At 38.7% G+C, this 22,348-nt stretch carries 17 protein-coding genes and 1 pseudogene; all 18 read left to right on the top strand.

Annotated elements, in window-relative coordinates; genetic code table 11:
- Positions 1 to 684 precede the first annotated feature (684 nt).
- Entirely contained in the window at positions 685 to 1,299 is a 615-nt protein-coding gene (locus HMPREF2655_RS03385) for a CadD family cadmium resistance transporter (RefSeq protein WP_000615750.1), read from the top strand.
- 11 nt (positions 1,300 to 1,310) lie between these two features.
- Positions 1,311 to 1,649 (top strand): Cd(II)/Zn(II)-sensing metalloregulatory transcriptional regulator CadX, encoded by a 339-nt coding sequence (gene cadX / locus HMPREF2655_RS03380; RefSeq protein ID WP_070837576.1) that lies wholly within the window; start codon positions 1,311 to 1,313, stop codon positions 1,647 to 1,649.
- A 269-nt stretch (positions 1,650 to 1,918) separates the two neighbouring features.
- Positions 1,919 to 2,311 (top strand): Hg(II)-responsive transcriptional regulator, encoded by a 393-nt coding sequence (gene merR, locus HMPREF2655_RS03375; protein ID WP_000640389.1) that lies wholly within the window; start codon positions 1,919 to 1,921, stop codon positions 2,309 to 2,311.
- Between the two features lie 28 nt (positions 2,312 to 2,339).
- Positions 2,340 to 4,235, top strand: coding sequence for a mercury(II) reductase (gene merA / locus HMPREF2655_RS03370; protein ID WP_083321221.1), 1,896 nt, complete (start codon positions 2,340 to 2,342; stop codon positions 4,233 to 4,235).
- A 159-nt stretch (positions 4,236 to 4,394) separates the two neighbouring features.
- Positions 4,395 to 5,716 (top strand): annotated as a pseudogene (locus HMPREF2655_RS10215) (ISL3 family transposase).
- Between the two features lie 790 nt (positions 5,717 to 6,506).
- Positions 6,507 to 6,929: a DUF1433 domain-containing protein gene (locus HMPREF2655_RS03360; protein WP_070837574.1), complete on the top strand. Its 423-nt coding sequence runs from the start codon at positions 6,507 to 6,509 to the stop codon at positions 6,927 to 6,929.
- Between the two features lie 141 nt (positions 6,930 to 7,070).
- Entirely contained in the window at positions 7,071 to 7,493 is a 423-nt protein-coding gene (locus HMPREF2655_RS03355) for a hypothetical protein (RefSeq protein WP_000747465.1), read from the top strand.
- Positions 7,486 to 9,156 (top strand): cutinase family protein, encoded by a 1,671-nt coding sequence (locus HMPREF2655_RS03350; protein WP_070837572.1) that lies wholly within the window; start codon positions 7,486 to 7,488, stop codon positions 9,154 to 9,156. Before HMPREF2655_RS03355 ends, HMPREF2655_RS03350 begins: the two co-directional genes overlap by 8 nt.
- Complete coding sequence (locus HMPREF2655_RS03345) at positions 9,137 to 9,451, top strand: hypothetical protein (protein WP_000960730.1); 315 nt, start codon at positions 9,137 to 9,139, stop codon at positions 9,449 to 9,451. Before HMPREF2655_RS03350 ends, HMPREF2655_RS03345 begins: the two co-directional genes overlap by 20 nt.
- 13 nt (positions 9,452 to 9,464) lie before the next feature.
- Positions 9,465 to 9,773 carry a hypothetical protein gene (locus HMPREF2655_RS03340; protein ID WP_000358232.1) on the top strand — a complete coding sequence of 103 codons (309 nt, stop codon included), beginning with the start codon at positions 9,465 to 9,467 and terminating at the stop codon, positions 9,771 to 9,773.
- 230 nt (positions 9,774 to 10,003) lie between these two features.
- Entirely contained in the window at positions 10,004 to 10,288 is a 285-nt protein-coding gene (locus HMPREF2655_RS03335; RefSeq protein WP_001173991.1) for a WXG100 family type VII secretion target, read from the top strand.
- 71 nt (positions 10,289 to 10,359) lie between these two features.
- Positions 10,360 to 13,389, top strand: coding sequence for a type VII secretion protein EsaA (esaA, locus tag HMPREF2655_RS03330; RefSeq protein WP_070837570.1), 3,030 nt, complete (start codon positions 10,360 to 10,362; stop codon positions 13,387 to 13,389).
- An 11-nt stretch (positions 13,390 to 13,400) separates the two neighbouring features.
- Positions 13,401 to 13,865 (top strand): type VII secretion protein EssA, encoded by a 465-nt coding sequence (gene essA / locus HMPREF2655_RS03325; RefSeq protein WP_000720508.1) that lies wholly within the window; start codon positions 13,401 to 13,403, stop codon positions 13,863 to 13,865.
- 65 nt (positions 13,866 to 13,930) lie between these two features.
- Entirely contained in the window at positions 13,931 to 14,170 is a 240-nt protein-coding gene (locus HMPREF2655_RS03320) for an EsaB/YukD family protein (protein ID WP_000434883.1), read from the top strand.
- Entirely contained in the window at positions 14,171 to 15,442 is a 1,272-nt protein-coding gene (gene essB, locus HMPREF2655_RS03315; protein ID WP_000796947.1) for a type VII secretion protein EssB, read from the top strand.
- Positions 15,443 to 15,463: 21 nt separating this feature from the next.
- Entirely contained in the window at positions 15,464 to 19,864 is a 4,401-nt protein-coding gene (essC, locus tag HMPREF2655_RS03310; protein WP_070837568.1) for a type VII secretion protein EssC, read from the top strand.
- Between the two features lie 12 nt (positions 19,865 to 19,876).
- A complete protein-coding gene (locus tag HMPREF2655_RS03305; protein ID WP_070837566.1) occupies positions 19,877 to 20,194 on the top strand; it encodes an ATP-binding protein in 318 nt (105 codons plus the stop codon).
- Between the two features lie 38 nt (positions 20,195 to 20,232).
- A partial coding sequence (locus HMPREF2655_RS10340; protein ID WP_070837564.1) for a hypothetical protein occupies positions 20,233 to 22,348 on the top strand: 2,116 nt, incomplete at its 3' end.

The raw sequence follows: 22,348 nt of genomic DNA, 5'->3' as shown, positions 1-22,348 counted from the left end.
TTAAAGTATCAAGATACAATAGTTTTACAGGAGAAAAAGAGATGTAAGTAATGGCTCTTTGTAAAATCGTGTTGGTAGAAGTAGACGATTTTTCTACCAACACGATTTTTAATTTATTATAGAACTGATTTCTGTTAAAATCCTAAAAGCCACCTATTTCGACAGTTTTATAGCTTGTTATTTTATTTTCTTGACAATAATACCACCGTCTCCACACGTTTTTTAACCATAAAAAGACACCTCCATGAGCATTTGATTATATTGTACCAAATCCAACTTGGAGGTGTTTTTATTTAGTTCTCATTTACGGGGGTCAGTGCCAATTAAAATTGCGTATTTTTTATTTAAAATGTATTAGAATTAAATTCATATAAAATATGCACGAAAAATAAATCAAAATTAAAAAGTACAAATTAATGAAGTGATTATTGATAAAAATAGTTAATAATTGGTTAAACAAAATATATAACTCGTTTATAAATTTATAGAAATGAACCATTATAAATCTCCTCTTAAATATTGAAAAAACCATTGGCAGTGGACATACTTTAAGACTATATATTTCTGAAACTAGTTTCACAATACAAATATTGACATGCAATTATTAATTGGTGAATTTTAAGTTGACATCTACAAAGTTTAATGTTAAAATACATTCAAAAATATATTTGAATGAGGTGTTTTATGATTCAAAATGTTGTTACTTCAATAATACTGTATTCTGGGACAGCCGTAGACTTACTTATTATCCTAATGTTATTTTTTGCCAAAAGAAAAAGCAGAAAAGACATCATTAACATCTATTTAGGACAATTTCTAGGCTCTGTTAGTCTAATATTGCTAAGTTTGCTTTTTGCATTTGTCTTAAATTATATTCCTAGTAAAGAGATTTTAGGTTTACTCGGTTTGATTCCAATTTTCCTAGGTCTCAAAGTTTTGCTTTTAGGAGATTCTGATGGAGAAGCTATTGCCAAAGAAGGTTTGCGCAAAGATAATAAAAACCTGATATTTCTAGTCGCTATGATTACTTTTGCAAGTTGTGGTGCTGACAATATTGGTGTCTTTGTTCCATATTTTACTACCTTAAATTTAGCAAATTTGATAGTAGCTTTACTTACCTTTCTAGTCATGATTTATCTCTTGGTTTTTTCTGCCCAAAAATTGGCACAAGTCTCTTCTGTTGGAGAAATTTTGGAAAAATATAGCAGATGGTTTATTGCCGTTGTTTATTTAGGATTGGGGATATATATCCTGATTGAAAATAACAGTTTTGACATACTATGGACTATATTAGGCTAGGAGAAAATATTATGAAAAAAGATAGTATCTGCCAAGTGAATGTTATAAATCAGCAAAATATTACAACCGCAACGAACTACCTTGAAAAGGAAAAAGTCCAAAAATCACTTCGCATTTTAACAAAATTTACCGATAATAAACAGATAAATATCATCTTCTATCTTCTTGCTGTTGAAGAACTCTGTGTCTGTGATATAGCCTGTTTACTAAATCTCAGTATGGCATCTACTTCCCACCATCTTCGTAAACTAGCCAATCAAAACATCTTGGACACTAGAAGAGAGGGGAAAATTATATATTATTTTATAAAAGATGAGGAAATTAGAGATTTTTTTAATCAACTAGGATAACAACTATTTTTACTACTTTTCCATGATTCTAGGGAGCTACTCTATGAAATTTCGGGTCTTCGGAATATATAGTGGAATTACTTTCTTAATAGTTTAAAAACAACTGGTGTTTAAATCGGATTTTCTGGTGGGATGTTAGGATAATCAATAGTATTATATAAAAGTATCAATCACATACGAGTGATACTTTGGGAAAAAAATAAAATAGTCCAATTTACTTGACCGTGTACTATGGTACATGGTTTATAATATTCAGGGGGTGAAATAAGATGATTTATCGCATTAGTGAGTTTGCAGATAAATGTGGAGTTAATAAAGAAACGATCAGATATTACGAGCGAAAAAATTTATTACAAGAACCTCACCGAACGGAAGCTGGTTATCGGATATATTCATATGATGACGTTAAGCGTGTTGGGCTTATTAAACGAATACAGGAACTTGGTTTCTCTTTAAGCGAGATTTATAAATTACTTGGTGTTGTAGATAAAGATGAAGTTCGTTGTCAAGATATGTTCGAATTTGTTTCTAAAAAACAAAAGGAAGTGCAAAAACAAATAGAGGATTTAAAACGAATTGAAACTATGTTAGACGACTTAAAACAACGATGTCCAGATGAAAAGCAATTACATTCGTGTCCAATAATAGAAACATTAACATGAGAGATTAATTAACGAAAGGAGCTTTTTTATGAATAAATTTAAGGTAAACATTTCAGGAATGACTTGTACGGGTTGTGAAAAACACGTAGAATCAGCACTTGAAAAGATAGGTGCTAAAAATATTGAGTCTAGTTATCGTCGTGGTGAAGCAGTATTTGAACTGTCCGATGATATTGAGGTTGAAAGTGCAATAAAGGCGATTGCTGACGCAAATTATCACCCGGGCGAAGCAGAAGAATTTCAATCGGAACAAAAGACGAATTTATTGAAAAAATATCGGCTAAACGTTGAAGGAATGACCTGCACTGGTTGTGAAGAACATATTGCGGTTGCTCTTGAAAATGCAGGTGCAAAAGGGATTGAAGTAGACTTTCGTCGCGGAGAAGCACTGTTTGAACTACCGTATGATGTAGACATTGATATCGCGAAAACAGCGATTACTGACGCACAATATCACCCGGGCGAAGCAGAAGAAATACAAGTGCAATCGGAAAAAAGGACAGATGTAAGTTTAAATGATGAAGGTAACTATGATTATGATTACATCATCATCGGTTCTGGTGGAGCTGCCTTTTCATCTGCCATTGAAGCCGTTACTTTGAACGCAAAAGTGGCTATGATTGAGCGTGGAACGGTGGGTGGAACTTGCGTTAATGTCGGATGCGTTCCTTCTAAGACCTTATTAAGAGCAGGGGAAATCAATCATCTAGCAAAAAATAATCCATTTGTGGGATTACACACTTCGGCTTCAAATGTTGATTTAGCGCCATTAGTAAAACAAAAGAATGATTTAGTAACCGAGATGCGAAATGAAAAATATGTGAATTTAATTGATGATTATGGTTTTGAATTAATAAAAGGTGAAGCAAAATTCGTAAATGAAAATACAGTTGAAGTAAATGGCAATCAAATCACAGCCAAAAGATTTTTAATAGCTACAGGTGCTTCTTCAACTGCACCTAATATTCCCGGATTAGATGAAGTAGATTATTTAACAAGCACTAGCTTATTGGAATTAAAGAAGGTTCCAAATCGTCTTACCGTAATTGGTTCAGGATATATCGGCATGGAATTAGGACAACTATTTCATAACCTCGGGTCAGAAGTCACTTTGATTCAAAGAAGCGAGCGTCTATTAAAAGAATACGATCCTGAAATTTCAGAAGCCATTACTAAGGCCTTAACAGAACAGGGAATTAATTTAGTAACAGGTGCAACCTATGAACGAGTTGAGCAAGATGGAGACATTAAAAAAGTTCATGTTGAGATAAATGGTAAAAAGCGAATTATTGAAGCAGAACAATTGCTAATTGCCACTGGAAGAAAACCAAATACAGAATCATTAAACTTACATGCAGCAGGCGTTGAAGTTGGTTCCCGTGGTGAAATTGTCATTGATGATTATCTTAAAACGACCAATTCCCGAATTTATTCAGCTGGAGATGTCACTCTCGGTCCCCAATTTGTTTATGTAGCTGCTTATGAAGGTGGACTTGCTGCTCGTAATGCAATCGGAGGACTAAATCAAAAGGTCAATTTAGAAGTGGTTCCAGGCGTTACGTTTACTTCTCCATCGATTGCAACGGTTGGTTTAACGGAGCAACAGGCAAAAGAAAAAGGATATGAAGTGAAAACATCGGTATTGCCGTTGGATGCTGTTCCAAGAGCGCTCGTTAATCGGGAAACAACAGGTGTTTTCAAATTAGTGGCAGACGCGAAAACATTGAAAGTGTTAGGGGCGCATGTAGTGGCAGAAAACGCAGGAGACGTAATTTATGCAGCAACATTAGCTGTGAAATTCGGTTTAACTGTTGGAGATCTGAGAGAAACGATGGCTCCATATCTAACAATGGCAGAAGGATTGAAGCTGGCTGTCCTAACTTTTGATAAAGATGTTTCGAAATTATCTTGCTGTGCAGGCTAAGGGAACTTTTTTACAACTCCCTATTCAAGTGAACCAGCTAATGCTTTAAGGGATTTTCTAAGTGCATTTGTGGTCACAAAAATAATTTAACACTGATGATTTCGACATCAAATCTATAATTGATACCTTAACACCGCAGAGTAATAAAGGATGAATAATATGTCAGACTTATTATCCTTTCCAGACATTAAAACAATAGAACCGCCACAAGAAAATGAAACCGATATGATGTTTAAAGTTGAAGCAGTCGGACCACCTGAATGTTGTCCTGAATGTGGTTTTGACAAGTTGTACAAACACAGTTCAAGAAATCAACTAATTATGGATTTGCCCATTCGTTTAAAGCGAGTGGGCTTACAATTGAACCGTAGACGATACAAGTGTCGTGAATGCAGATCTACCTTCTGGGAACGCCTAATATCTGTAGATGAAAAGCGTAGTATGACCAAAAGGCTTTTAAAGTCCATTCAAGAGCAATCCATGTCTAAGACCTTTGTAGAAGTCGCAGAAAGCGTTGGTGTTGACGAAAAAACCATTAGGAACGTTTTTAAGGACTATGTGGCACTCAAAGAACGTGAATACCAGTTTGAAACTCCTAAGTGGCTTGGGATAGACGAGATACATATTATCCGTAGACCTCGGCTTGTATTGACTAATATTGAACGCAGGACTATTTATGACATCAAGCCTAACCGTAACAAGGAAACAGTCATCCAACGTCTTTCAGAAATCAGTGACAGGACTTACATTGAGTACGTCACAATGGATATGTGGAAGCCCTACAAAGACGCAGTGAACACTATCCTTCCACACGCTAAAGTTGTCGTAGATAAGTTTCATGTAGTTAGAATGGCTAATCAAGCCTTAGATAACGTCAGAAAGTCTTTGAAAGCCCATATGAGCCAAAAAGAAAGACGTACCTTATGCGTGAAAGGTTTATCCTTCTAAAGCGTAAACACGATCTAAATGAACGTGAATCATTCCTCTTAGATACTTGGTTAGGTAATCTTCCTGCTTTAAAAGAAGCCTATGAACTCAAAGAAGAGTTTTACTGGATATGGGATACTCCTGATCCAGATGAAGGTCATCTTCGTTATAGTCAATGGAGACACCGTTGTATGTCCAGCAACTCTAAAGACGCATATAAAGACCTCGTGAGAGCCGTAGACAACTGGCATGTTGAAATATTCAACTACTTTGATAAAAGGCTCACTAATGCTTATACGGAGTCAATTAACAGCATTATTAGGCAGGTAGAGCGAATGGGTAGAGGTTACTCGTTTGATGCCTTACGAGCCAAAATCCTTTTCAATGAGAAGCTCCATAAAAAGCGTAAGCCACGATTTAATTCAAGTGCTTTCAATAAAGCTATGTTATACGATACTTTCAATTGGTATGAAGTGAATGATCACGACATTACAGACAACTTAGGTGTCGATTTTTCCACACTTATTAAGAATTTGGAGAAGGGTGATTTATAAGCCCTTTTCCACCATAAAATCCGAATACCCGAAATTTTTTGATGAAAATTACTCACAAGAAATAATATATAGAACTGTTTAAATATCTTCAGGATAGAAAAAGAAATTGTCCAGGCACGAAGAAACTGTATATTTGTTGCTAAACTGTACATCATCTTTATGATACGGTATTTCGTATTTCTCAACTACATAAGCTCCGAAAACTAAAATGTGATAACCCTTTGATAACCTCTCGATTTTCAAAAGGATTATATATGTAAATATTGAGGATTTATCTCTTAAAATTACTTGATTTTAGTGATAATTTACCATAAATATCATAATGTAGAAAAAACCAGGTCTTAAGAAAGCTCGTAAAGCATCACAATTTAGTAAACGTTAATTCGAGAGAATTACTATACTTACAAAGAGCACCTTCCGAGGTGTTCTTTTTTATATTTTCATACTAAATTGGTGTAATCTGACAAAGTCAGTTGCCTCAAAACGTTAATCAATACGATTATATCAACATTTCAAAGCACTCAAGAGTTTACCTCATGGGTGCTTTTCTGATGATTTTTAGCAAAATTCACACTATTGTTTCTTTGCATTCAACTCAAATCCTTCTGGTCAAATTATTAACAAATCTTCAAGAAGAGTGATTGGTGAAATAGGCTGTTTGAGGCTTTTATGCTATACTAGTTTTAATGACAATCTTCTATTTCTAAAGCAACAATAGATCCGTAATTTGTTTTTAATTAAGGAGTTTTGGATTGTAAGAGGGAGATGATATATCTGAAGGAGCATCAATATGAAAAAACGTGCCTTGATTTTACTGGTTTTGTTCATTGTAGTATTTGGAGGAGGAGCATGGATGGCGCAGAAAACAAATCTATTCGGAGGAGTATTTCTTAGTCCGCGAGCCAAGCAGTTGGCTTATTTAAAGGAGCATGAAGAGGATATGGCTGATTTTGTGAAAGCTTTAAGTCCTAAAGTTGAAAGTGTTCAGTTTGATTGGGATAGTATGAAGGTTGGTCAGGTAGGAAATGGAACTCCTCAAGGTGGGGGTTATATGATGACAGTGAACGGTAGAATCAATAACAATAAGGATACTCAATTTACATTAGGGTTTCCGCTAAAACATAATTTAAATGAAACCCCTGAGAAACTTGTTATTATTCAAATGCAGCCAATAAGAATTTTGAAAGGAAATTTATGGGATCTTTATGAGTAATAGTAACTTAAAAACCTTTGATAATTTTTACTCAAATTTAACACCATTCATTCCCAATTGACTTACAATACTTGCTAAAAGTATTTTTTTTTTACATTCATGATATAATATACTTAGATTCCACTATATAGGAGGAAAGAGATGAAAAAACGTACTTTACTTTGGCTAGTTATAGCCCTTGTAGTATTTGGAGGAGGCGCATGGATGGCACAGAAAACAAATCTATTTGGAGGAATAACTCTGAGCCCACGGGCTAAGCAGTTGGCTTATCTGAAGGAGCATGAAGAGGAGATGGCGAACTTTATAAAGTCTAGAAATCCTAAAGTCGAAAGTGTCCAATTTGATTGGGATAGTATGAAAGTAGAAAATATAGGAAATGGTACCCCTCAAGGTGGGGGATATATTATAACATTGGATGGAAAAATAAATAACAATGAAGATACTGAATTTACAATTGGTTTCCCTATAGAATATAATAGCAATAGTATTCCCAATATTAAGAAAATTTCTGAAATGCAACCGATAAGAGTTTTGAAAGGCAACGTATGGGAGATTTATGACTAACAGTAATTTAAAAACCTTTGATAATTTTTATGCGGATTTAGCGCAATCGGCTTATATTGGTCGTCCCAATAATTTTCCACCTAAAAATAATTCAATAGAAGCAAGAGTGTTTGACTATTCAAAAGAAATAATTTATAACGAAGAAATCACCCCTGGAGGTAAACATCTTCCCCATAATGGTAGAGTCTACTTGCAACCAGATCCTGAGTTGCGAGATACTTATAAAGTCACATCGACACCAGTTCCTGATGCGAATGGGATGAGGCAGGATGTTCATCACAAACGTTATCAAAAAGGACTCTTAACTGATGATGAAGCTGGTTTCAGTGCCTACTACTTAACGGATACGCCAACCTTGACTAATGATACCAAGAAAACCTATATGGCTATCCGCGGAAGTGATGCCATCAGTAAAGAAAATTGGAACGACTGGGTTGACAACGATGCTAAGTTCGCTCTCAATCATATCCATACGCCGCAAGCCAAGTTAGCGACAGTAGGAATGAAAACGAAGATCGCAGAGATGACTGAAAAAGCTCCGCAAGCTACGATGGACATCACGGGTCACTCCCTAGGAACCATTGTCTCTGCCCAAGGAGTAGCGGGCCTCAGCGATGAGGAACTGGAGAAAATCGGCAAAGTGATCCTCTTTGACGGCCCAGACACGACAAAGAGTTTAAAGAAAATGGGACTCAGTGATGAGAAAATCAAAAAGATTAGCGAAAAAATAGAGTACTATGTCAATCCTTTTGATGTCGTGGGTATGCTCAATCGTGAGCATACCATTACCAAATTACCTGGGGACTCCGATGAACCTCTTAAAAAACCCGTCGGTAAAGTCAATGTCCTTGTCCCCCTTCATTATACCCAGATTACTGATCCGGAAAGTTCCCATGACTTTGGTGTTTTCCAATCGGATGGAAAGGGAAATTTATTGACTGCGTCTGTGGATTTTCACCCAGAATTGCTCAGGGCAGGTGAAAAGTTGGCTAGATTAATTGCGACAACCTTGGATGTTTTAAGAAATCTAGGAGTTGATGAAAATGTAGCCTCAAATGTTTTAAATGCCATTATGAGGGGGGAAATCGTAAATAAGGCAGCTATCGGTTATGGCGTTTACGAGAATTTTACAACTGAATATAGTAAGATTGTCGAAGAAGCTCGTCAGGAATCTATAAAGTGGGATCGTGAAGCTATTCCTCGTTATCAGGAACAACTGAGAAATGGTAATCTTACAGGAGAAAAGAGAATTTTGGTCCGAGCTCAGTTGCTTCAGACAGCAGCCCAGTTGGCAAATTTTGACATGGAAGATAAAGTTAAATCTGTGAAAACCTTACTTTCAGATGCTAAGGAAGATATTCAAAACATGATAAAAGAAACGAGACAGACAGCGTTTGACATGGTTGGATATTTGTCAAGTTCAGAAGTTACAAATCTACTTTCTGGTTTTGACACAACAAGCTTTTGGGATGAAGGCCTTGCAAGTGACACGAAGACTGCAGCAACATCCTTCCTGACACAAATCGAGCAACTGGGGGAAAGCTTGGTTAAAGCTAGTGGTTCCTTTGAGACCATAGATACAGATAGTGCTGAAGATTTTAATAATCTATTGGCGGATGTAAAACAAACATGGAGGGGAAAAAATGTTAGTCCTAACGGATGAGGATACCTTAATTACAAGAGAGCAACTCGATAGAGGCTTCAAAGAAAGAATGAAGGAACAAGAACGCCAAGCAGTCAGAGCCTTGGTAACTGCAAAAGAGTTGTCAATCCTTGCTAAAGGAACTGAGTTAACTAAAAAGTTGCAGGAAGCAGCCGCAGATATGCAAGAGTATGCTTCTAAGACCTATGTAAACAATATTAAGGGAGGATTTGAGGGCAAGGCCGCTGATGCTGCTGAAACTTACTTGACCCAGACCATGCAAACCCCTACTTTACAGAGTCCGATCAAAAGCTAGGAGAAAACTGGTCATGGATAAAAAGGAACTTCAGAAACTAGAGGATGAGCATAATCGTAAATTACGAGACTTAGAACGCTTGGAGATGGATTTGGATGATGATTTCCACAAGTTTAGCAGGGAGACGGATCATCTCCTAGAGGCGCTTTCCTATGCATGTAGAGATAGTAGTTTTGCTGAAATTCAACCATATATCTTTGAGATAGAGAACAATTTGGATAACTATCATCAACTTTACAAGAGTCGTATAGAGAATGTGCTGGAAGCTCGCCATCAAGAGAATAAAAACTTTCATAGAAAGTTAGAAGAAAAGAACGTTTGACAAATATACCTTATAAAAGAAGGATGATATGAATTTGTTATAGTTTGTTATTATAGATAAAAAAAGAAGTAATTATACAAGAAAAGCAGATAATTTAATCCTTCTTACTAGTTTTTAGATGGAAATAGCTCTTATTTTTTTATAAATAGAATAAAAAATGAATTTTAAACTTGCAATTGAGGCAAATTATTGATATAATGAGGGAGTAAATTAATATAAAGGAGTTTCACATGGCTTTAATTCAATTAACAACAGAAGAATTGCGCACCTCTGCTCAAAAGTACACTCAAGGTTCTGAGGAAGTAAGACAAGTACTTCGCACATTGACTCAAGAGCAAAATACTATCCGAGACAACTGGAAAGGTGCTGCTTTTGAGAGCTTTGATCGCCAATTCACAGAATTGTCTCCAAAAATTGAGGAGTTTGCAACTTTGCTTGATGAGATCAATGCACAGTTGAACAAGGTTGCTGAAATTGTTGAGCAAAACGACCAAGATCTTGCATCACAAATTTAATTTGTTATATAAGTGGCTTTAGGAGGGCGAGAGCCTTCCTATTTTTTATGATGGAGAAGATTTAAAGTAATATGAGGAAGAATAGAATTTTTAAATATATAGGAAGTAGTCTGTTGGCATTAGGGTTGCTTGCATTGATTATTTTTTTGAATCTATCTGTTCAAAAAAATACAACGATTAGCAATGAAAATAATGCAAAGGCTAATCAGCAGACAAAATTAAATGTAGCTATCGTAAATGAAGATAAGCCTGTCTACTTAGATACAAAAGAATACAATCTAGGTGCTAGTTATGTAAAAAATATCGAGCGTGATAATTCACAAAATTGGTCTGTTGTCCCTCGTGGAGCAGCTGATTCTGGGTTAGAAAGTGGGAAATACCAACTCGTTTTAACAATTCCTAGTGACTTTTCTGAAAAAATACTCGATATTAACAGCATCAATGTTGATAAGACAACCATCAATTATAAGGTGAATGCGCAAGGAAATTTGCAGGTAGAAAATGATGCAAATAAACTAGCAAAAGACATTGTTGCTGATTTGAATGGTCAGTTAGTTGATATGTATATGGCTAGTATTTTGAACAATCTTTACACTGCACAAAAGAATGTCCAAGCTAGTTCACAGATACAAGCGACCAATATCGGAAACTATCGTACGAACTTATATGGGACAGCTATCAACACTAAAAATCTTTTCCCAACTCTCTATAGTATGTCGAGTTCTTCTGTTGACGCCAACACTGCTTTAAAGACAGGTTTGGAGGGCTACTCACAGATTTTTGGTCGTTTTGATGTTTCGCAGATTGCCTATGGTGAGAAGTTTGGAACTCTGCTTAAGAATAGAGTAGATGAGAAGAAAAATCATGCGGATGTTATCACTGGGCTCATCTCTCAGAGTCGGGAAGACGTTCAGGAACAAATTAAAACTTATAAGGAATTAATTAAAGCTCAAGGTAGTCTGACTTCTAATATAGACGGAACAGCAGCATCATCTGATGGTACGTCATCTGAAGTTGTACCTTCCTATAAAACAGTCGCAGAAAACATCAGCAAAGAGATTGCTAAATTACAGACCAATCTAACAGACGAAAGAACCAAGTTTGAAAATCATAAAAAGGATATTCATAACTTTATTGATGAGAAATTAGCCACTTACTATGGAACAAGTGAGAAGAGTAACATCACTCTTAAGCAATTTTTGGATACAGCTGCAAACAAAGACCTAGAGAAGGCTGTAGAATCTCTCAAAGAGCAGTTGGCTTCTGCAATCTCAGAATTACCAAAAGAAAACTTTAGTGGAAAAGAATTTCGTGGTTTTGGTATGACACCAATCACAATTCCTTCTGTAGACTATACTGAATTAAAAACAATCAAAGAGCCTAACGACGAAATCAATTCGACTGATTTGAAGAATTTGGAAGATCAGGCAATCACGAGTACGAGTGCTGTTGGACGAACAGGAACAAAGGCTAAGGTATCATGGAAAGCTGAATCAGGAGTGACAGTTCACTCCGTCACTTATGATGGTACACCAGTTGAGTTTGGTCAAGAAATTGATTTGAAGACGGGTGGGACTTTTAAAGTAGCCTATAGCGTTGCAGAGACAACCTCAACTACAACTACAGGTTCAACCGGGACTCCAAGTCCAGCTCCAAAAGCAGAGCTAAAATCAATTAATATTTCCTTGAATGATGTCCAAGCAGCTAGTGCACCAGTAGATGTGTTTCGTGTTCAGCAAGCAGCAGTGACTTATGGACAAAAGGTTCAGAAAATAGCTTCTGACTACCAAAAGGTGGAAGCACTCAGACAAGCATACAATACTGTCAAAGAGTTACGAAATAGTGATGTAACAGATGCTTTATCAAATATTTGGCTTGAAGCTATTAGTTCAAACCTGAAGAAGTATGAAGACAGTCTGACTGCACCTGCTAGCGATACAGATACAGAGGGTGTTAAAGGAAAAGTAGATAAAGCCTTGTCAGAACTGACTACTCTCAAGCCTGTTCTAGAAAAAAATGTGCAGGATGTTTTGGCTACCAACCAAGAATTGAATACAAAAATCAATGAACAGTTAGAGTTGTACAAGAAGTTGGAAGAAAATCTAAAGGATTTGGTTGAGAAGCAAGGGAAAGGCAATGATGCTTTTGAAGAGACTAATAATCAATTGGCTACCCTAAATTCGGATTATGCAGCTCTCTTGTCAGAAACTACTGGTGTGAAGGAATCTTCTCAAAGTAATGTCAAAGCTGCAGAGTCTGTGAATGAGACTTTAGGTAATTTCAATCGTGAATTGTCAAACGCTCAAACAAGTACTGAAAAGTTGTCACAAGATGCTGACTCCTTGATGACGCAGTTTAACGAAGAATTAACTAACAATGGAAACTTTGTAGAATCCTTTGTGAAGGTTCTGAATAATGCCTATCAAAATGGGGTACCAAACGAAGTATTGTTGAACTTCTTATCCAATCCTGTTACCCAAAATGCTACTTCAGTGAAAGCGACTGTCAATGTTTACCGTCCATTTACATGGATTTTACTATTGGAGATTGTTAGCCTCTTTACAGCCTATCTGTTTGCAACTCAAAACGTTATTCGCAAAGTCAAAGATAAGTTCAAACTTGATAAGTTACATGATACAGACTTGATGACGGTAACCATCCTATCTGCTTTAAGTCTCGTTGTCGGATTGGTAGTTGGTGTTGTATCAAGTGTTCAGCTACAGGTTGGTCGTGAGTATCAACCATCTTGGGTTCTATTAATTGTTTTAGCCGCATTTGTACTGATTCAAGGACAATATCTATTGCTTAAACATTTCCGAGTGATTGGTATGGGACTCTCCTTCTTTATGATGATTAGCTTTGTTTACCTATCAAATGCTATTGGGACAACGGCAAGTCTAACTGGTTTCCCAGCATTTATCAAAAATCTCAATGCGTTATCGATATTAGAAGGTTTGCTCTCAGGATACTTTGATGGACATCCAGCAGCAATTATCGCTTTTGTTGCAACGATTGTTGTCATAGCTGTTTTACTTGTTATAAATGTTTTTATCAGAGAAAGTAGTTTGTGGTTTCAAACAAGCCAAGCTGAGAAAGAATAGAAATTAGAAATATGAAGAAAATCATTCTTTTCCTTCTTACCTTAGTAACATGTGCAGCAGTCTCTGGGGCTGCTGCAGATGATTTGAAGGATAACAGTCTGCAGATTGATGATTCCCGACTTGAAAAGAAAGAGGGATTGAAATTTGGTCTACAGTCTGAACAAACCAAGGAGCTTTTTAATGAAGCAACTCAAAAGAGGTTGCAGGACATGCAACAGCATCAAGAGGAACAGTTGATCACAGAAAGGGGCCAACTGTTTTCTGCTATACAGAGACCAGTGAAAAAATCTTCTGAAGAACAGTTGTTTCAGCCCAATGCTCAAAAAACAATCAAGTTCCAAACAAATATAGGCCATGTAGAAAAAGGTGGTCTGAATGACTTTCTTCCAGAGATATTCTATGTGGTGTTGATTTTCTTGCTTTTTGGAGCAACGGCAGTAATGAGTTATCGTGTGATGGTAGAAGGGATGGACTAATTTTACAACTAGTCTGTCTAAATAACTTAGAAAAGGATAAACCAGGCATAGGAGGCGTGTAAAAGGTGGAGCAACATATCAATATTACCCTACGTTTGAGAGAAAGAGATGTGGATATTCGCATCCCACGGCGAATTGAAGTGCGCCGGCTGGTGCGAGAAGTGGATACGATTTTTAATCCAGGTATCAAGCGAAAAAAATATCAATTAAGAATTGTCAATAAAGGTTTGTTGATTGATGAAGGGAAACATCTGTCTGATTATCCTATGACGACAGGAGATTTAGTAGAAATTGAGGAGATATAGGTGGCTGAAGAAAAATTTGAATTTGGTGGACAGTCGTTTGTCTATGAAAAAAATGAAACAAACTGGGAATTAAAACTCAAACGTTCAGATGTTGCGAGTCAAGATTTACGGGAACTCTTACTATTGGATTTACATCATCCATTCTTTTTGGAGCAATCGATGGTGTCTGATGAGGATAGTGTCACCTTCTCCTATCAAGTCGAAGCACATGGACTGACTTATGAGGAAATAAAGGAACGTACCATTTCGGAAAGAATCCGTTTGGCCCTAAACGTTTTTCGTCTAGAGGGCGCCTTGGAGTTACCTGTGACTTTCCTTTTGCACCCAGTAAATCTCTTTATTACCAAGGATGCTCAAGCTAAGATTGCTTATCGTGGAATTCCTGGTCTGATGGTTCCTCAATCCATATCCTCAGAAGATTTTTTACGCCAGGCTAAATGTTTTACAGTAACACTATTTAGCGATTTGGATTTCATGGATCTTTATAATGGTTCCTTGGAATTAGAGACCTTGCCAGACTTCTTAAATGACCTATGTCAGGCAGATGATATAGAGGCTGCAGTAGCTGTTTTGGAGAAGTACTACACGGAGAAGGCTGCGAAAGAACGGGCAGATTTGGTCTTGGTTCCAAGTAGACGCCATCGTGTCTTTAAATTGGCAACGATTTGGTTAACAGCCAGCGTTGTCTTGCTAATCGTTCCACTGATCTATCTGATTTTTGTGCAAAATCCTTTCAAAGAAAAGATGTTGCAGGCTGATACTGCCTTTATTAAAGTGGATTATAGTGGTGTTATTACAGAATTAGAGAGAATTGATCCAGCTAGCTTGCCGAATACGCAAAAGTATGAGTTGGCTTACTCTTATATTCAGGGGTTGGAATTTTCTTCTGAACAAAAGAAAGTCATCTTGAACAACGTAACACTCAAGTCAGATGAGCTTTATTTGACTTACTGGATCCAGGTTGGGCGCAATCGTTTTGAAGAGGCTCTTGATATTGCCAAACGGATTAACGACAGTGACTTGATTCTCTACGCTTTGACTCAGGAAATCAAGCAGGTTCGAGAAGATGGTAACTTGTCAGGAAAAGACCGTGAAAGTAAGTTGAATACTTTGGAAAGCGAGTATAAGAAATACTGGGATAGTCGAAGTGAGCTACTAACGAGTGAATCAAGCTCCAATGCTTCTACAACTCCTAACCCTCAAGACAAGGCTTCTGAAAGCAAACCGTCATCTGAGAAGAAACCTGTTCCAAGTAGCTCCTCTAGCAATTAAAGTAGACCAAGGAGAGAAATTATGAAAAAACAAATCATTTTCTACAGCCAAGGTCTGCGTTATGAAGTAGAACTGGGTGCAGATAAGACGGTCTTGGTCGGGGCGACTGAAAAGGCCCAAGTCTACCTTTCTCAACAGGAAAGACCGATTCAGCTCAAGGTCGATGGTGGCGAGGTCTTTTATCAGTACGATGATGAAGCGGGACTCTTGAAAGATGGTCTACGTTTGGGTGAGGTCGTCTTTTATCTCCGAGAAGGGGAGCCAAGGGTTTATGACCTTTTGGATTTATCAGAGTTTCAGATTGGCTCTCAAAGAGGTGCGTTGATCACACTAGATGGAGATGTTGAACTCTTACTTCAAAAATCCCAAAATCAATGGACATTAACTCGACTAAAGGGCGCATTCTATCGAAATAATCATCTGGAACAAATGAACCAGCAATTGATTGGTTTTGGAGATGAGTTGAGTCTAGGGGCGGTAACGATCAAGTTCTATCCTGATGAAGTATGGGTTCAGGGTCCTGCCCAAGTTGGGCCACAACTGACTCTGAGAGAACCATCTCGATATGGTTTTTATGAAGATTATCCAGATTATCATCGTTCTCCACGGATCATCTATCGTGGTAGCGAGGATAAAATCTTGATCAATCCCCCAGGCCAGGAGCCGGTTAAGCCGAGTGATGAACTGTTAAAGCTGATCGTTCCTCCTCTGATGATGGTCGGAGTAACCGTCTTAATCACCTTAATTCAACCTCGAGGGATCTATATCCTTGCGACAGTAGGGATGTCCATAACCACAATGATTTTTTCTATCCGTGGTTTCATAAAAAATCGTAAAAAGTACAAGGCTGATAAGAAGGAACGGGTCGATCTCTATCGTCTTTACCTGAAAGATAAGGTCAAGGAATTGACTCGTCTGGAACGAGAACAAAAAGAAGGGATGCACTATCATTTTCCAACGATTTTAGAATTGACGGACTTGGTTGAGAGTTACAATCACCGGATCTACGAAAAGACTCCCTTGCATTTTGACTTTTTATACTATCGTTTGGGACTCGGGAAAATGCCGACTAGCTATGACTTGAAATACGGTCAACAGGAGCGTAGTGGTAAGAAGGATGCTCTAGAAGAAGAGGGTTACGCTCTCTATAGTCGTCACAAAAAGATCCCAGATATGCCAATCCCGGCAAACCTCAGCCATGGACCAGTGGGTTATATTGGACCTAGAAATCTCGTTCTAGAACAACTGCAACTTTTGGTGATGCAGCTAGCGACTTTCCATTCTTATCATGATGTGCAGTTTATTACGATCCTGCCTGAAGAGGAAAAAGAGCAATGGTCTTGGATGCGTTGGCTCCCTCATGCCAAACTGCAAGAACTCAATGTCCGCGGTTTTGTCTACAATCAACGAACACGGGACCAAGTTCTGAATAGTTTGAACCAAATCTTGAAACTACGCCGTAGTCAAAAGGAAGAAGCATCCCACAAGGAGAGCACCCTCTTCCATCCTCATTACGTGGTTTTAGTGACCGATGAGAAGCTGATTTTGGATCATATCATCATGGAGTTCTTTACTGAAGATCCAACGGAATTAGGCTGTTCTCTCATCTTTGTAGAGGATGTCATGAGTTCCTTGTCTGAGAACATTCAGACAGTGATCAATATCAAGGACCGTAATACAGGCCAACTGGTCATGGAAGAAGGAGTCTTGAAAGAGACGGACTTCCGTTTGGATCATTTCCCAGCAGATTATGACAAGGAGCGGATCGCCCGTACCTTGGCACCTCTCAATCACCTCCAAAATCTTAAGAGTTCCATCCCAGATTCTGTGACCTTTATGGAAATGTATGGGGCGGAGACCTTTGAGGATTTGCAGGTATCGAGCCGTTGGAAAAAGAACGCACCTTACAAGAGTTTGGCTGTACCAATTGGTCTGCGTGGTCAGGATGACCTGGTTCAGCTCAATCTGCATGAAAAAGCCCATGGACCTCATGGTTTGATCGCAGGGACGACTGGATCAGGGAAGTCAGAAACCATCCAATCCTATATCCTATCCCTCGCTGTTAACTTCCACCCTCATGATGTGGCTTTCTTGCTGATTGACTATAAGGGTGGTGGGATGGCCAATCTCTTTAAAAACCTTCCCCATCTCTTGGGGACGATTACCAACTTGGATGGAGCCCAATCCATGCGGGCTCTGGCTTCGATCAATGCGGAGATCCATCGTCGTGAACGACTTTTTGGAGAGTTCGAAGTCAACCATATCAATCAATACCAGAAGAAATTTAAAAACGGAGAAGCGACAGAACCGCTCCCTCACCTCTTCCTCATCTCAGATGAGTTTGCAGAGCTCAAGGTTAACCAGCCAGACTTTATCAAGGAGCTGGTATCCATCGCTCGGGTCGGACGTTCCCTCGGGGTCCACTTGATCCTAGCTACCCAGAAACCATCTGGTGTGGTGGATGACCAGATCTGGTCTAACTCACGCTTCAAAATCGCCCTTAAGGTAGCAGATCGTTCGGACTCAAATGAAATGCTTCATACACCGGACGCAGCCGAGATTACCCAGACAGGACGTGCCTATCTACAGGTCGGGAATAACGAAGTCTATGAGCTCTTCCAGTCAGCCTGGTCAGGGGCGGATTACCAGCCGGACAAGGACGATATGGGGATCGAGGACCATACTATCTACCTGATCAATGAATTGGGCCAATATGAGATCTTGAATGAAGACCTATCAGGCTTAGAAGATGTGGATGAGATCAAGGAAGTTCCGACAGAGTTGGATGCGATAGTGCACCATATCCAGCTCTTGTGTGAAGAACAAGAAATTCCTCCAGTACCACAGCCATGGTTGCCGCCGCTCAAAGAGCGCATCGCGTTAGACGAGCTGGAAGAAGTACAGCCAGCAGTAGCCTGGGCACAAGAGAAACCACTCTCAGTTCTACTTGGAATGGCAGATATCCCGCAGGCTCAGAAGCAGGAAGCCGTTTCTATCAATCTCTCCAAGGATGGTCATATCCTCCTCTACGGAAGTCCGGGTACAGGAAAGACGACCTTCTTGCAAACCGCAGCCATGGACTTGGCGAGAAAGCATAGTCCCAAGGCCCTTACCATGTACTTGATGGACTTTGGTACCAATGGTTTGGCTCCATTGTCCAAGCTTCCACAAGTGGCAGATACCATGCTTTTGGACCAAACGGAGAAAATCTCTAAGTTTGTACGAATCATGGAGCGCGAACTCAACCGTCGTAAGAAACTCCTTGCGGACTATGGTGTTGGGACTTTAGACCTCTACCGTCAGGCCAGTGGTCAGGAAGAGCCGGCTATTGTCATCCTCTTAGATAGCTATGAAGCCTTCAAGGAAGAAGCCTATGAGGCGGAACTCTTCAAGCTCTTGGTGCGTATCTCTCGTGAAGGTCTCAGTATCGGGGTTCACCTCTTGATGACAGCCGGACGTCAGACTAACCTTCGTGCTCAACTCTACTCGAACTTCAAGCACCAGTTGAGCCTGCCACAAAATGAGGCAGGTGAAGTGCGAGCCATCGTGGGCTCTACACCCCTTGCCATGACCATGGAAGATATCAAGGGACGTGCCCTTATGAAGCGGGAAGAGGTGGATGTCATCCAGCTGGCACTCCCAGTTTATGGAGCCAATGACACTCAAGTCCTCAACAACCTACGTCAGGAAGTCGCTTCCCTCCAAGAAGCCTGGACCGGCCAGCGCCCAAGTGCCATTCCGATGGTGCCAGAGGAGTTGACAGAGAAAGACTTCTATAGTCGAGCAAGCGTGCAGACTGCCTATGAACACGGACTCGTGCCATTAGGACTTGACTTGGAGACAGTTGAACCTGTTACATGGAACCTGGCTAAAGGCAATCTTCTCTATCTAACAGATAAAGAAGAGCAGATGACGGCCTTGGTGAAACACATTGCCAAAGGGAAACAGAAGGTCATCGTCTTGGCACCGAAGTATCATAGCCTACCTGAAATGGAAGGTGTGACGATTCTTGCAAGTCCAGAGGAATATCTAGAAGGATTAGATATGATGGAGTTCAAGATTCAGGAACGGTTAGAAGGCAAACAGCGAGAACATGTCGCAACAGTAGTTATCTACAATTTAACTGAATTGGTGAGTGAATTAAACTCAGAAGCGCTTGATACATTGGCTTATGTCTTAGATAAAGGAACTCGAGCTGGATATGGTTCAATTGTAATGAGTTCACCACTAATCACTAAGCATATCGATGTGGTCTCAAAAACTGCTCGTTCTTATAAGCAGGCTATTTTAGCACTTCGCTTAAGCGATCAATCAGTTCTGACAGTGACCAATAGACCTGTCCGTGAGCCACAGTTGGAAGAACAAGAACATTACTATGTTTCCGATGGGTTAGCAAGTAAAATGAAAGTATTAATGATATAGAAAGGGGAAAAAATGGCTGTAATTTTAGAAGGTGAAACAGAAGGTAAAGAGGCTCAATTAGCGATAATTAGAGCTAGAATGCGACAAATTGAGCAAGTCATTGCTGGTTTAAATGGCATCAATACCAAAGTAGAGTATGTTTTATCAGATGATGAAACAATAAAATCTACATATCACTTAGCAGGTAAGAAATATGAGAATTTAACCACTGATGAAGAAGCAATTCTATCTGATGTTGAAGGAGCGTTTAATAAAGAAAGGTCAACAGTCATTAGTGATTTGGAGTTTAAATATAGATCGCTTCAACAAGACGCCTCTCTTTTGCTTTAAAGTAGAATGGTTTTCTTATTTATAGAACAGGAGTACTAATGGCAACTATTACAATAACGAATTTAGAACAGCTTCAATTTTTTGGTGAAAAGATGAAGGAGCTAGCTAAAAAGTATGAGTCCGGAGTAGCGCAAGCAAATAATAAATTTGAACTAAAGATTTCGGGAAATGAAGGACTTGTGATTAAAGAGTTTGTAAACAAACTAAACACAATCCAAAGTCAAGTTTTTGAGAGCTATCCATCTTATATTGAAACTTTTGGAGCGACAATGTCCAATTATGAATCTTTTATGAATGGATTAGGATTTGACAAGGAGGCATGGTCACAAGATGGAGAAACAGGAGTTGAGGGAGTTGAGCAAAAACTCAAAAACGATCAAAAAACGAAGATTGAGGATATCCAGAAAAAATTAGATAGTTATCTTTTGACAGCCTCAACTATTCTAGGTCAGGGGAAGATTAGTGTATTATCGGAATATGAAAAAGCCTCAAACTCACTGGATGCCGCTGCGAGCAAGCGTACGAGTGTAGATGCGGATATGCAGGCCTACTACAAACTATTTATTAGTGGACTAAAAACAGCAAAAAGCAACCTTGATGCCATACAAAATGTTTTAAATCATGCTCGCTATTTGGGGGAGTTGGATCCAAGTGCGGTTGTTCAAGCAATTGCTGCGAAGCGCATCACCAGTATCAGTCAACTAGATGCTATAGATGCTATCAGTGATTCTGGAGATGGGAAAGTCGTGGAGGCGCTTTATTCTCCAGACCCCTATAATAACCTTGGGCAGGTAAATGCTACACATGTTAGTGAGAACATGATGACGGTTGTCTATGGATTTATTTTTACAGAAGTTGAGCGCATTCAAGAAGGAAAGAGTGATTATTCAAACATAAAAACTTTTTTAGATGCATTGCAAAATCAAGATACCTCTAGTGTAAAGATTTATACAGAAAAGTTGATTAAGGGAGGGGATCGCTACGGTTTGTTACTTATCGGAAAAGCGTTTGAAATTAAACCAGAGTTTCCTGAGAACGGCTCTGTCGCAGATTATGAGAAGTACAAAGAGGAATTATTGAAAGCTGAACCAGAATTAGCTAAAATTCGTCAGAAACTCTTTTTGGCAAATTCTTTGACGGGTCTATTTGAAGGGATGAATGTTTTCCAAGTAGGAACCAATAGAATTCCTCAATCAACAGGAGAAACAGTAGCTTATCATCTGATGGATACAAATTCTCTAAAATTGACAACACAAGGTCTCACTTTTAACATGCAGCACTATCAAGTTGGAAGTAATGGGCAGGTGAATGTGAGTTCTTATGATTATGCACTTTCCGTTTTTGGAGAAAAGGAGGCGAATGAAGTTCTTAAACTGGATGAGAAACGAAATAAAGCAGCACTAGATTTTTTGTCAAATGTTATGAAGATGGGAGCTTCAATGGCGGCAGGTCCATACGGGCCACTCGCTGCAATGGGGATTACTGTTCTCTCAGATACATTCACTTATAAAGATGGAGTGTCAGACCATATTGAAGCCGTTAGAAACAATAAGGACTACTTTTCTGGTAAGTTTGCTAAGCCGGCCGGTTTATCCTTGGATGCACTGCATGCAGTAAGTAAATATATAGAAACTTCCAATGAGATTACAGAGCAAATGGTTAAATCAAATACAGCTTTGAAAGCTGCATTAGTTGACTATGGAGGTCGCTCTATTACGGATACAGTTAGAGGAGATTATAGTTATAAGGCTGTTAGTTTTACTCCCCAGTATGATCTTCAGTCGGCCCTACAGATTCATGACATGGACAGGACAGGCTTGAAAGCTCTCACATTCCATAAGGCCTTGGAAAATGGAAAAAGTGTTGAGGCAGCTTTAAAAGATGTAGAAAAATCCCAAAAAATCCTGGAAAGCATCCCAAGCGACAGTGGTCCCTACACAGAAGAAGTGAAAAATTATCTCCAAGGAAAAGGAGGTAAAACAATTGATCAAGTCGGGATTACCAAAGTCTGGAAGGGATTACATGGAGCGAGTGATAAGAAAGCACTCATAGATTCTAAAGGTGAGTCTTATACTCGAGAGAGATTAGCTAGTGAATATATTGATGTTTATAAAAAAATAGCAGAAGGAGGATTCTTACCAAATGAAATACCTA

It is taken from the genome of Streptococcus sp. HMSC066F01 (assembly GCF_001837335.1).
GTDB lineage: Bacteria > Bacillota > Bacilli > Lactobacillales > Streptococcaceae > Streptococcus > Streptococcus oralis_S.
The sequence above is the reverse complement of the archived record's forward strand: the minus strand, read 5'-3'. Positions and strand labels throughout refer to the sequence as shown.